Annotated in this window: 13 protein-coding genes; 9 read left to right on the top strand and 4 right to left on the bottom strand. The window is 68.8% G+C overall.

What is annotated here, in order from left to right; genetic code table 11:
- Positions 1 to 17: 17 nt before the first annotated feature.
- From paaA to SL003B_RS10850, 3 genes are all read right to left on the bottom strand, one after another.
- Entirely contained in the window at positions 18 to 1,016 is a 999-nt protein-coding gene (gene paaA / locus SL003B_RS10860) for a 1,2-phenylacetyl-CoA epoxidase subunit PaaA (protein ID WP_013652888.1), read from the bottom strand.
- A 256-nt stretch (positions 1,017 to 1,272) separates the two neighbouring features.
- Complete coding sequence (locus SL003B_RS10855; RefSeq protein ID WP_013652887.1) at positions 1,273 to 2,229, bottom strand: PaaX family transcriptional regulator C-terminal domain-containing protein; 957 nt, start codon at positions 2,227 to 2,229, stop codon at positions 1,273 to 1,275.
- A 117-nt stretch (positions 2,230 to 2,346) separates the two neighbouring features.
- Positions 2,347 to 2,946, bottom strand: a complete 600-nt coding sequence (locus tag SL003B_RS10850) for a TetR/AcrR family transcriptional regulator (protein WP_013652886.1) — start codon at positions 2,944 to 2,946, stop codon at positions 2,347 to 2,349.
- Positions 2,947 to 3,272: 326 nt separating this feature from the next.
- On the opposite strand from SL003B_RS10850, the gene SL003B_RS10845 reads away from it, so the two are divergent.
- Complete coding sequence (locus SL003B_RS10845; protein WP_013652885.1) at positions 3,273 to 4,106, top strand: ABC transporter ATP-binding protein; 834 nt, start codon at positions 3,273 to 3,275, stop codon at positions 4,104 to 4,106.
- A 6-nt stretch (positions 4,107 to 4,112) separates the two neighbouring features.
- Here the strand turns inward: SL003B_RS10845 and SL003B_RS23720 are convergent, their stop codons facing one another.
- Positions 4,113 to 4,361, bottom strand: a complete 249-nt coding sequence (locus SL003B_RS23720; RefSeq protein WP_206771968.1) for a hypothetical protein — start codon at positions 4,359 to 4,361, stop codon at positions 4,113 to 4,115.
- Between the two features lie 52 nt (positions 4,362 to 4,413).
- On the opposite strand from SL003B_RS23720, the gene SL003B_RS10840 reads away from it, so the two are divergent.
- The 8 genes from SL003B_RS10840 (at position 4,414) to SL003B_RS10805 (ending at position 12,161) form a co-directional block, all read left to right on the top strand.
- Positions 4,414 to 5,385: an ABC transporter substrate-binding protein gene (locus SL003B_RS10840; RefSeq protein ID WP_013652884.1), complete on the top strand. Its 972-nt coding sequence runs from the start codon at positions 4,414 to 4,416 to the stop codon at positions 5,383 to 5,385.
- The gene (locus SL003B_RS10835; RefSeq protein ID WP_013652883.1) at positions 5,382 to 6,212 is read left to right on the top strand and encodes an ABC transporter permease; all 831 of its coding nucleotides are present in this window, start codon (positions 5,382 to 5,384) and stop codon (positions 6,210 to 6,212) included. The genes SL003B_RS10840 and SL003B_RS10835 overlap by 4 nt, the downstream gene beginning before the upstream one ends.
- 43 nt (positions 6,213 to 6,255) lie before the next feature.
- The gene (locus tag SL003B_RS10830) at positions 6,256 to 6,795 is read left to right on the top strand and encodes an OsmC family protein (protein WP_013652882.1); all 540 of its coding nucleotides are present in this window, start codon (positions 6,256 to 6,258) and stop codon (positions 6,793 to 6,795) included.
- Between the two features lie 104 nt (positions 6,796 to 6,899).
- The gene (locus tag SL003B_RS10825; protein WP_013652881.1) at positions 6,900 to 8,066 is read left to right on the top strand and encodes an acyl-CoA dehydrogenase family protein; all 1,167 of its coding nucleotides are present in this window, start codon (positions 6,900 to 6,902) and stop codon (positions 8,064 to 8,066) included.
- A 69-nt stretch (positions 8,067 to 8,135) separates the two neighbouring features.
- A complete protein-coding gene (locus SL003B_RS10820) occupies positions 8,136 to 8,990 on the top strand; it encodes a sulfurtransferase (RefSeq protein ID WP_013652880.1) in 855 nt (284 codons plus the stop codon).
- A gap of 71 nt (positions 8,991 to 9,061) precedes the next feature.
- Entirely contained in the window at positions 9,062 to 10,258 is a 1,197-nt protein-coding gene (locus SL003B_RS10815; RefSeq protein WP_013652879.1) for an NAD(P)/FAD-dependent oxidoreductase, read from the top strand.
- Positions 10,259 to 10,291: 33 nt separating this feature from the next.
- Entirely contained in the window at positions 10,292 to 10,780 is a 489-nt protein-coding gene (gene cynS, locus SL003B_RS10810; protein ID WP_013652878.1) for a cyanase, read from the top strand.
- 181 nt (positions 10,781 to 10,961) lie between these two features.
- Positions 10,962 to 12,161 carry an amidohydrolase gene (locus SL003B_RS10805; RefSeq protein WP_013652877.1) on the top strand — a complete coding sequence of 400 codons (1,200 nt, stop codon included), beginning with the start codon at positions 10,962 to 10,964 and terminating at the stop codon, positions 12,159 to 12,161.
- Positions 12,162 to 12,415 lie beyond the last annotated feature (254 nt).

Below are 12,415 nucleotides of genomic sequence, written 5' to 3'. Positions count from 1 at the left end.
TGGTGCCGCGGCGCGGCTCAGGCCGCGGCAGCCGACCGGCGTTCCGCCTTCTTGCGCGCATGGGCCATCAGCCCGTCGCGATACCACTGCCCATCCTCCCAGGCCTTCACGCGGTCCGACAGGCGCTGCTTGTTGCAGGGGCCGTTGCCGGCGATTACCTGATAGAACTCGTCCCAGTCGATCTCGCCGAAGTCGTAGCCTCCCTTCTCCTCGTTCCACTTCAGATCGGGATCGGGGATCTTGAGGCCCAGATAGTCTGCCTGCGGCACGGTCTGGTCGACGAATTTCTGGCGCAACTCGTCGTTGGTGTTGATCTTGATCTTCCAGGCCATGGACTGCGCCGAATGGACCGACTGGGCGTCGGACGGCCCGAACATCATCAGCGCCGGCCACCACCAGCGATTGATCGAATCCTGCGCCATCTCCTTCTGCTCCGGTGTGCCGTGCAGGCACATCTTGACCAGCGCGTCGTACCCCTGGCGCTGATGGAAGCTCTCTTCCTTGCAGATGCGGATCATCGCCCGGCTGTAGGGCCCGTAGGAGCAGCGCTGCAGCGGCACCTGGTTCATGATCGCGGCGCCGTCGACCAGCCAGCCGATCATGCCGACGTCCGCCCAGTTGAGCGTCGGGTAGTTGAAGATGGAAGAATATTTCGCCTTGCCGCTGTGCAGCTGGGCGAGCAACTGGTCGCGCGAGACGCCGAGCGTCTCGGCGGCGCAATAGAGATAGAGCCCATGACCGGCCTCGTCCTGGACCTTGGCGAGAAGGATCGCCTTGCGCTCCAGCGTCGGCGCGCGGGTGATCCAGTTCGCTTCCGGCAGCTGGCCGACGATCTCGGAATGGGCGTGCTGGGAGATCTGCCGGATCAACGTCTTGCGGTAGCCCTCCGGCATCCAGTCCTTCGGCTCGATCTTGATGTCGGCCTCGATGCGAGTCTGGAACGCCCGTTCGTTGGCGTCCATCTCGTCGGGCCTCTTCACCCGGTCCGCATCGGTCTTCACCATCTGAGCGTACATGTCATCCTCCCGGCGCGTTTGGTCGGCGCGGAGCGTATGGCACCAAGCTGGATCCCAGCGCCTTGGCGCGCCCGATCGCGACCGCTTCCGCCCTGCTCTTTCCGCCGGTGACCTCCCAACTCCAATTCACCGACCGTGCGGTCACCATATCGCGAAAGACGTCACAGAACAATCGATTTTTTGCGCATTTGTGTGACATGTTGCAGCGCGGGAATGCCGGCCGCTCCGATATCCGGCTCCGATCGGGTCGGGGAGTTCAGAGCGCAGAAAGCGCGTAAAGTCGGGCGTCCATCACCGTCCGGTCGAGGACAAGCGGGCCGTCGCGGCCGACGAACCGGCCGCAAGCATAGGCATCCGCCGCGCCTGCAAGGGCACGATAGAGGTCGGCGAACAGGCGACGGGCGGCGGCGCCAGCCCAGTCCGGCGGCAGGGCTTCGGCGGGCAGGCCGGGATCGCGCAGGGCGACGGCGCGGAACTCGTGCACCAGCAGCAGCCGCCCGACCAGGGAGGCCACGCCTTGCGGCGCCAGCGCTCCGGCAAGGGCGTCCCGCAGCGGCGCGAACCAGGCCAGGAACGACTCGTAGTCGGCCGACAGGGTGTCGAGGTCCCAGGTCGAGCGGGCGAAGGCGCGCAGTCCGTCCGTGCCGCCGCATGCTTCGGAAACGCCGTTGATGACGAGGGCGCCGGCAGCCGCGGCACCCGCAAGGACCGCCCGTCCGGCATCGGTCGGCGCGCCCGCACGGACCGCCGCATTCGTTCCGACCGCGGCGAATCCGGCGCGCAGGAGGCTTTCGGAAAAGGTCGGACGCGCCTCACTAGCGGTCATAAGAACAACTGTAAATCCAGTGTTTTGTAGCGACTTCTTCGAAAAATGATAGAGGGTATCCGAGGCTGCGGCGAACTCCGCCCGGGCCGCCGGGGTCAGCGCATAGAAGCTCCTCCGGCCGTCGCGTACCCCGTCCAGCCGCCCGGCCGCAACGAGCCGCGATACGGCGGTGCGCACCAGGGTTTCGCTGATGCCGACCTCGGCGCAGGTTTCGATCACATTGCCGATCCAGACGGCGCCGCCGCGGGGGACGATCAGGTCGCCATAGAGGGTGACGATGAAGGCGCCGGCGCGGATCGGCCGGCGGGCGGCGAAGTCGTCGACGAGGGCGCGGATCGCGGATTCGGCTGGAGTTTCCATGGGTTCGTCCGGAGCGGCGGTGGACATGCGGCGCTTCCCTGCATAGACGCTCCGCCCGCCCGCGTCCACGGGCACGCCCGTTTCGGCCGCGCGACCGACTCCGACATTCCTGCTACATCAGACCGGAAAGGCTCCGATAACCCTTCACTTCATCAGCACGCGCGCGGCGGCGTTGCGGGCATGGTCGGCGACGCCGGGATCGCGGGTAATCAGCGCGGCGACGATCGCCCCGTCGATCAGCAGTCCCAGTTCGTGGGTCAGGCCTTCGGGATCGTTCGGGCGGGCGTCGCGGGCGAGTTCGCGGATCTTGTCGAGCACCACCGCCTTGTGGCGCAGCGCGATCGCGCGCAGCCGGTCGTCGCCCTTGTCGTGCTCGCCGACGGCGTTGATGAACGGGCAGCCGAAGAAGCTCTCCTCGGCAAACCACGTCTTCAGCACGTCGAACAGGTTGACCAGCTTGTTGGAAGCGTCACCCGGGATCTTGTCGACCTCGGCGATGAACCAGTCGCGCCAGGTCTGGCCCTCGCGCTCCAGGACCGCCTCGACGAGGCCCTCCTTGGAGCCGAAGGCCTTGTACAGCGTCGTCTTGGCGGTGCCGGCGGCGGCAACCACGGCGTCGACGCCGGTGGCGTTGATTCCGTAGCGGCAGAACAGGTCACAGGCAGCCAGCAGCAGGCGCTCGCGCGCGCCGGCGCGCTCGCCGCCGAGCGGCTGGACGGTGGACGAGGCATGGGGAAAGGACACGGGGCACCTATCGAGGAAACGGACCGATCTGTTTCATGTTCTGATAGCGCAACCGCGCCCGCCGATCAATCCGGCCGCCAGCCATGCCGTCAGCCATGCCGCCGGGGCGGTGCAGGAGGCCGTGCACTTCAGGTCCGCATGGCTAGGAATTGGGCGGACATTCCAGGCATTCGACGGATTCTTACGCAGTGCAGCATGCCGCCCGATGCGGCGCAGCCATCCCTGTTTCGGAAAGACAAGCGAAATTCGCCATCGGCTCCGGTTGGCACGACTCCTGCTTGAGAGAAAACAGAACGGTATGTTTCTTTTTCCAGAGGAGGTCCGGAGTGAAGGGTGCCCATATAGCGGTCGACGCGGTGACCCACACCTATCGCCGGACCGGCAAGGCCGCCGTCGCCGACATCAGCTTCGAGGTCCGCCCCGGCGAGGCGCTTGCCCTGGTCGGACGCTCCGGATGCGGCAAGTCTACGCTGCTGCACATTATGGCGGGACTGATCATTCCGTCGCAGGGCGGCGTTCTGGTTGACGGCCTGCGCGTCGGCGCGCCGTCGCCGAAATGGGTGGTGATGTTCCAGCAGCCGTCGCTCTACCCGTGGATGAGCGTGGCGCAGAACGTCGCCCTCGGCCTGCGCTTCACAGGTAGAAGGCGCGAGATCGCCGCGCGCGTGCCGGAGCTGCTGCGCCTGGTCGAGCTGTCCGACTATGCCGACCGCAACGTCCAGGACCTGTCCGGCGGCCAGCAGCAGCGCGTCGCGCTCGCCCGCTCGCTGGCGCCGAGCCCCGAGGTGCTGATGCTGGACGAGCCCTTCTCCGCCCTCGACGCCTTCACCCGCGGCACGCTGCAGCGCGACGTCCGGCGCATCGCCAAGGATCTTGGCATCACGCTGGTACTGGTCACCCACGACCTCGCCGAAGCCGTGGTCATGGCCGACCGCGCCGCGGTGCTCAGCGCCAATCCGGGCCGGTTGTGCGAGATGGTGCCGATCGATCTGGCCGACCGCGACAACCTGCGCTCGCCCGAATACGCGGACGCCCGCAACCGCCTCGCCGCCGCCTACGAAAAGGCCGCCGGACGCGAACTGACGCGCTTCGCCGACCCGGCCGGCGAGGACCATCCCCTGCCTTCCTCCCCGCTCGCCAAGCCGGCTTCCGCCACCTGACCCCGATTACGGAAAGGAACCCCGATGTGCCAGTACTGTGACGGTCTTCACCTCGACACCGCCGACGACCAGGCGCCTGCGTCCGCGGGCCTGACCCGCCGCCAGACCCTCGACAGGATAGCGGCAGGCGGCCTGTTCGCCGCCATGTCCAGCCTGTTCGGCGGCCTGCCCGCGCCAGTGCTGGCCGCCGACGATGAGGTCGTGCGCATCGGCTACCTGCCGATCACCGATGCCACCGCCCTGCTCGTCGCCCACGGCATGGGCTTCTTCAAGGACGAGGGGCCTCGAGGCCGAGCGCCCGACCCTGATGCGCGGCTGGTCGCCGCTGGTCGAGGGCTTCGCCGCCGGCAAGTTCAACCTCGTCCACCTGCTCAAGCCGATCCCGGTGTGGATGCGTTACAACAACAGGTTCCCGGTCAAGATCATGGCCTGGGCGCACACCAACGGCTCCGGCCTTGTCGTCGGCAAGCACACCGACGTGACCGACTTCTCCGGCCTTGGCGGCAAGCAGATCGCGGTGCCGTTCTGGTACTCGATGCACAACATCCTGCTGCAGTACGCCCTGCGCAGGTCGGGCCTGACCCCGGTCATCAAGGGCGAAGGCGAGGCGATCGCCGCGAACGAGGTGAACCTGCGCGTCATGGGGCCGCCGGAAATGCCGCCGGCGCTCGCCGCCGCCAAGATCGACGCCTACATCGTCGCCGAACCGTTCAATGCGCTGGGCGAACTCAAGGCCGGCGCGCGCATGCTGCGCTTCACCGGAGACATCTGGAAGAACCACCCCTGCTGCGTCGTCTGCATGAACGAAGACCTCACCTCAACCAGGAAGGAATGGACGCAGAAGGTGATGAACGCGGTCGTGCGCGCCGCGATCTACGCCTCCCAGAACAAGAAGGAGGTCGCCAGGCTGCTGTCCAAGGACGGCGAGGGCTACCTGCCGGTAACGGAGGATGTCGTGGAACGGGCCATGACCCATTACGACGTCGCCGACTATGGTGCGTCGAAGGCGATCCAGCACGCCGACTGGGGCAACGGCCGCATCGACTTCCAGCCGTGGCCCTATCCGTCGGCAACCAAGCTCATTGTCGAAGCGATGAACGAGACGGTGGTGTCCGGCGACACCACCTTCCTCTCCGGCCTCGATCCGGATTTCGTCGCCAAGGACTTGGTCGACTACGACTACGTCAAGGCCGCGCTGGAGAAGTATCCGGAGTGGAAGAACGACCCGAGCGTCAACCCCGGCGATCCCTTCGCCCGTGAAGAGGTGCTGGCGCTGTGAGCCTCGAGGGCGCCGCAGGCGACATCCCGGCCCTGGCCGGCCCCGCCCGGGCCAGCCAGGGCAAGACGCTGCGCAGCCTCGGCTTCGCCGGGTTGGGCATGGTCCTGCTGATGGTCCTGTGGTGGGTCGGCGGCGTTCTCGTCGAACGCAACCCGAACACCGTTGCCTTCGCCGGTTTCGCGCCCGTGCCGGCTCTGAGCCGTCTCGCCGACATGGTGGCGAGCGGCGAAGCCTGGGCGATGATCGTGCCGAGCCTGGAGCGGGTGCTCGGCGGCCTCGCGGTCGCCATCGCCATCGGCGTGCCGCTCGGCATCCTCGTCGGACGGGTGCCGATGCTGCGGGAGATCACCAACATCCCGTTCCAGTTCCTGCGGATGATCTCGCCGCTGTCCTGGATGCCGATCGCGGTGATGGCGTTTCCGACCTGGGACGGGGCGATCGTGTTCCTGATCGCCATCGCCGCGCTCTGGCCGGTGCTGTTCGCCACCGCCGCGGGCCTGAAGCGGGTCGATCCGGCCTGGTTCAAGGTCGCCCGCAATCTCGGCGCCCGGCCCTGGCACATGCTGTTCTTGATCATCCTGCCGGCGATCTCGCAGGACATCCTGACCGGCATCCGGCTCGCCCTCGGCGTCGCCTGGATCGTCCTGGTGCCGGCGGAATACCTCGGCGTCACCTCGGGCCTCGGCTACGCCATCAACGATGCCCGCGACACCCTCGAATACGACCGCCTCGCCGCCACCGTCGTCATCATCGGCGCGATCGGCTTCGGCCTCGATTTCCTCTGCCAGCAGGCCATCGCCCGGCTGAGTTGGCACCGCGAGGACTAACCCCCGGCCGCGGAACGCCGTGGCCCCAACACAGGAGAGAGAAATGTCCAGTCAACCCGCGACCGCGCTGACCGGTTGCCTCGCCCCGATCGACAAGGACGGGCTCAACGACCTGATCGCCAAGGGCAAGGAGAACCCCAAGGCCGTCAAGACGCTGAAGTGCAAGACCGTCGCCAAGGGCCGGTTCCGCCACGCCAACTACATCCGCGACCTCGACCCCTACATCGTCGACGAGCCGCCGGGGCTGCTCGGCGACGACACCGCCCCGAACCCGTCCGAGGCCTCGCTCGCCGCGCTGGGCTCGTGCATCGCCGTCGGCCTGCACGCCAACGCCATCCACCGCGGCATCACCATCCGCTCGCTCGAACTGGAACTGGAGGGCGACCTCAACATCACCGCCGTGTGGGGCACGGGCGACGTCAGCGACAAGCCGGTCGGCTTCACCGACGTGCGCATTACCGTGCACATGGACGCCGATGCGCCGCAGGAGACGATCGACGAGCTGATCGCCCACGTCACCCGCTGGTCGCCGGTGTTCAACACCTTCTCGCGCCCCGTGAACATGGTGGCGACCTCCACCTGATCGGCGCCTGACCGGCGCCTGATCAGCGACCTCACCGGCATCGCCGGCTGCGAGGACGGGGAGCGGGCCCGTCCTCGCGCTTCACCTCGAAGGAAGGAAAGACCATGACCCCTCACGTCCAGACCGTGGCCCAGACCCAGACCCCTGCTCCGGCGCTCATGGAAAGCCTGCCGTCTTCCGACGGTCCCGCCGCCATGATCGACCGGGTCGCCCGCATCGCCCGCAGCGATCTCGCCCCGCTCGTCCATGACATCGACCTCAAGGGCGTCTATCCGGAATCGGTGATGCGTGCGCTCGGCGCGGCCGGCGCCTATGCCCATCACGCCCCGATGACCGGCGTGGGGTCCTTTGACCTCGAGACCGCCATCCGGGCCATGTCGACGGTCGGAGAACAGTGCCTGTCGACCGCCTTCTGCGTCTGGTGCCAGGACGCGCTCGCCTGGTACGTCGCCAACAGCGCCAACGACACGCTCAAGGCGACGCTCGGTCCGAAGCTGCTGACGGGCGAGGCGCTGGGCGGCACGGGCCTGTCCAACCCGATGAAGACGCTGTTCGGCATCGAGAAGCTGCGCCTGAAGGGCGAGCGGGTTGCGGGCGGATTCTCGGTGACCGGCATGCTGCCCTGGGTCTCCAACCTCGGCGAGGACCACCATTTCGGCATGATCTTCTCCCTGCCCGGCGAGGGAGACCGCATGGTCATGGCCGTGACCGACTGCGCCGGCGACGGGGTCAGGATCGTCGCCAACGACGAATTCGTCGCCCTCGACGGCACGCGCACCTTCGCCGTGCAGCTGCGCAACGCCTTCATTCCCGACAGCGCCGTGCTCGCCGATCCGATCGACGACTACATCCCGCGCATCCGGGCCGGTTTCATCCTGCTGCAGGCGGGCATGGCCTTCGGCCTGATCAGGAACTGCATCGATCTGATGGACCAGGCCGGCGCCTCGCTCGGCCACGTCAACTGCTTCCTGCCCGACCAGCCGGGCGACTTCCGCGAGCAGCTGGACGCCTTCGAGACGGAGGTCTACGCGCTGTGCCGGACGCCGTTCGAGACCTCGACGGACTATTTCGTCCGCGTCGTCAAGGCGCGGCTCGCCGCCGGCGACGCCTCGGTCGCAGCCGCCCACAACGCCATGCTGCATTGCGGCGCGCGCGGCTACGTCAAGCGCGGCGCGGCCCAGCGGCGCCTGCGCGAGGCCTATTTCGTCGCCATCGTCACCCCCGCCACCAAGCAGTTGCGGAAGATGCTGGCCGATCTCGGCGCGGCCTGACCGGCCGCTCCGCAACACCAGAGGGGACCGGCCCTTCCCCGGTCGCACGCAGTGGAAAGGAACATCAGCATGACCGACAGGAGCCTGATTTCACCTGCCGACCTCGACGCGCTCATGACGAGTGAGCCCTGCGTCGTAATCGACACGCGCGCCCCCGACAGCTACGCCGCCGGCCACATCCCCGGCGCGGTCAACCTGCACGACATCTTCACCTATCTCGCCACCTCCACGCCGGAGGGGCTTGCGGAACTGGCCGACAAGTTCGCCGAGGAGTTCGGCGCCGCCGGCCTGTCGGGCGCGGAGACCGCGGTCCTCTACGAGCAGTCGATGAACACCGGTTTCGGCCAGTCCTGCCGCGGCTTCTTCCTGCTCAAGTATCTCGGCTACCCGAAGGTGAAGGTGCTGCACGGCGGCTTCCAGGCCTGGACGATGGAAGGCTTCCCGGCCTCCACCGACGCGGTCTCGCCCGAACCGAAGACCTTCCCGGTCTCCGACGCCGGCAAGGACCTGATGATCGACGCCGCGACCATGCTCGAGGCGGTCAAGTCCGATGCCATCGTCAAGCTCGACGTGCGCGACATCGACGAGTGGATCGCGGAAAGTTCCTCGCCCTACGGCAAGGACTTCTGCCCGCGCAAGGGCCGCATCCCGGGCGCCCGGTGGATCGAATGGTACCGGATGATGAAGCCGGGCGCCGAGGGCCCGATGATCAAGAGCAAGGAGGAGATCCTGGCCGAATGCGCCACCGTCGGCATCACGCCCGAGACGCCGGTCTATCTCTACTGCTTCAAGGGCGCGCGCGCCTCCAACACCTTCCTGGCGCTGAAGGAAGCCGGCGTGAAGGACGTCAAGATCTACTTCGGCTCCTGGAACGAGTGGTCGCGCGATCCCTCGCTGCCGATCGAGGACGGCCTGCCCTACTGAGGCCTGACCGGCCGCAGATCCCGTGCCGGGGCGTGCGCGCTCCGGCCCCCATCCAGCGACAAGACGAGACGATGACAGCGCCATTTCTCATCATCGGTGCCGGCCAAGCCGGGCTCAAGGCCGCCGAGACCTTGCGCCATGCCGGCTACGACGGCGACCTCGTGCTCATCGGTGACGAGCCGCAGCTGCCCTACCAGCGCCCGCCGCTGTCCAAGGCCTACCTGAAGGGCGAGATGGACGACGAACGGCTGCTGCTGCGCCCGCAGGCCTATTTCGACACCGCGTCGATCGAGGTGCGTGCCGGCACGTGCGCCGTGCGGATCGATCCGGCTGCGCACCGGGTCGAGCTGGCCGACGGCAGCCGGCTCGCCTATCGGCGCCTGCTGCTGGCGACCGGGACGCGGGCACGGCAGCTGCCGATCGCGGGCGCCGACCGCGCCGGCGTGCTGACGCTGCGCACCATCGCCGACATCGCCCCGATCCGCGCCGCGCTCGATGCGGTCGAAGACGTGGCGATCATCGGCGGCGGCTACATCGGCATGGAATTCGCCGCCGTGGCCGCCGACTTCGGCCGCCGGGTCACCGTCATCGAGGCGCGCCCGCGCGTGCTGGAGCGCTCGGTGGCGCCGCAGATCTCCGCCTGGTTCGAGGCCCTGCACCGTGCCCGCGGCGTGCGCCTGGCGCTCGGCACCGGCGTCGCCCGCATCCTCGGCGACCCGGCGGCGACCGGCGTCGAACTGGCCGACGGCACGATTATCCCGGCCGGGCTGGTGCTGGTCGCCGTCGGCGCCGAGCCGGTCACCGGGCTCGCCGCCGGGGCGGGACTTGCCGTCGACGACGGCATCGCGGTCGACGCCTGCTGCCGGACCGCGGCACCCGACATTTACGCAGCCGGCGACTGCGCCTCCTTCCCCTCGGCGCGCTACGGCCGCAGGCTGCGGCTGGAAAGCGTCCAGAACGCCGTCGATCAGGCCAGGGCGGCGGCTGCCGCCATGGTCGGAGACGCCGTCGCCTACGATCCGGTGCCGTGGTTCTGGTCCGACCAGTACGATGCCAAGCTGCAGATCGCCGGCCTGTCGACCGGTTACGATCGCACCGAGATCGACGGCGATCCGGACTCGGGCAGCTTCGCACTCGCCTATTACGCCGGCGACCGCCTGCTCGCCGTCGACGCCGTCAACGCGCCGCGCGCCCACATGCTGGCGCGCCGGACGCTGGCGGCAGACGCCCCCGCTTCCGGCCCCGCCTCCCTGGCGCGGGCCGGCTGATCCCTCCCCCAAGCATCCCGACAAGGAGACCCCATGACCCGTGAGCAACTGACCGAGAAGATCCTCGACATCAAGCGCGAGAAGGGCTGGACCTGGAAACACATCACAGACGCGATCGGCGGCATGAGCCCGGTGCTCGTCGTCGGCGCGCTGCTCGGCCAGCACAAGCTGGTCAAGCCGCTGGCCAGGACCGCGGCCGCGCTGTTCGGCCTCAGCCCGGCCGAGGAACGCATGCTCAACGAAGTGCCGATGCGCGGCACCGGCACGCCGATGCCGCCGACCGACCCGCTGATCTACCGCTTCTACGAACTGGTGATGATCAACGGCCCGGCCTGGAAGGCGCTGATCGAGGAGGAATTCGGCGACGGCATCATGTCGGCGATCGACTTCGACTTCGAAATGGAGCGCCAGGCCGACCCCAAGGGCGACCGCGTGGCGATCAGGATGTCGGGCAAGTTCCTGCCCTACAAGTATTTCGGCGCCGAACAGGGCATCCCGCCGCTCGGCTACAGGGAAGACTGATCCGGCCCGGCCGGGCGCGCTGTCTGTCCAGACAGCACCGGCCGCCGCACCGGCCCACCCCGGGGCGGCGGTCGGGAAAGTCGCGTCCCGATGCCGACCTGTTCGCCGGGTCAGCGCGCCGCTATGCTGGTGCCAGACATCGTGCCAGACATCGCGCCAGACATCGCAAGACCGGGACGCCATGACCGACCAGACCCCTTCGGCCGCCCCGCCGGCCCTCACCAACCGCGACGTCGCCGACCTCACAGACCTGCGCCGGCGCCTGCACCGGCGGCCGGAGGTCTCGCGCGCGGAGGCAGAGACCGCGGCGGCCATCCGCGCCGAACTGGCCGGGACACGGCCAGACCGGATCCTGACCGGCCTCGGCGGCCACGGCGTTGCCGCCGTCTACGACGGCTCCGAGCCGGGACCGACGATGCTGGTCCGCTGCGAGCTGGACGGCCTGCCGATCGAGGAGCAGTCGAGCCGTCCCCACCGCTCCGAGATGCCCGGCAGGGGCCACCTGTGCGGCCATGACGGCCACATGGCGATCCTTGTCGGCCTCGCCCGCCTCGTCGGCCGGCGCCGGCCGCAGCGCGGCCGCCTCGTGCTGCTGTTCCAGCCAGCCGAGGAGGACGGCTCCGGCGCCGCCGCCGTGATCGCCGACCCGCGCTTCGCCGCGATCGCCCCCGACTACGCCTTCGCGCTCCACAACCTGCCCGGCCGGCCGTTCGGCCATGCCGACATCGTCACGGGGCCGGTCAACTGCGCCTCGCGCGGCTTGCGCCTCCGCCTCACCGGGCGCACCGCCCATGCCTCGCAGCCGGACCGGGGCATATCGCCGATGGCCGCCGTCGCCCGGCTGATGCCGGCGCTGACCGCACTGTCCGACGCCCCGGCCGCGACCGAGCCGCCCGGCCCGGACTTTCGCCTGGTAACGGTCACCCATGCCCGCATGGGCGAGCCGGCCTTCGGCATCGCGCCCGGCGAGGCCGAGATCTGGGCGACGCTGCGCACCCTCGTCGACACGCGCATGGAGGCCCTGTGCACCGACGCCGAGGCGCTGGCGCGCGACGCGGCCGCCGCCGGCGACCTGGGCCTTTCGATCGCCTACGACGACGTCTTCCACCATTGCGAGAACGATCCGGACGCCGTCGCCCTGATCCGGGCGGCGCTGGCAGCCGAAGCGATCCCGTCGTCCGAAGGCCACTTGCCGATGCGCGGCTCGGAGGACTTCGGCCGCTTCGGCCTGCGGGCGAAAGCGGCGATGGTTTTCCTCGGCGCCGGTGCCGACGTCGCCGGCCTGCACAACCCCGACTACGACTTTTCCGACGACCTGATCCCGATCGGGGTGCGCTTGTTCGCCCGCCTCGCCGACGGCCTGGTCGGCTTTCGCGGATAACATGAGCCGGCTAATCTTACGCATCCGGCGTGCTGGGCAATGGCGGTTAGCTGCGCGAATCAGAGCTTATAAGCCGGCTAATTGAGTTCGAGCGATCCGTTTCTGAGCCACGCCCCGCCACACCCACTACCGTCACCCCGGGGAGCGCGCGAAACCCGGGACGCACCCGGCCCCAGAACGGTGGGTGCAGACGTCAGTCCGCGCCGCCTTGCCCCTTCTGCCCCCGCGGCGGGCGGCTCCGCGAGCAGGCCCCG

The sequence above is a fragment of the Polymorphum gilvum SL003B-26A1 genome (assembly GCF_000192745.1).
Taxonomy (GTDB): domain Bacteria; phylum Pseudomonadota; class Alphaproteobacteria; order Rhizobiales; family Stappiaceae; genus Polymorphum; species Polymorphum gilvum.
This window is presented reverse-complemented; position numbering and strand designations above follow the sequence as displayed.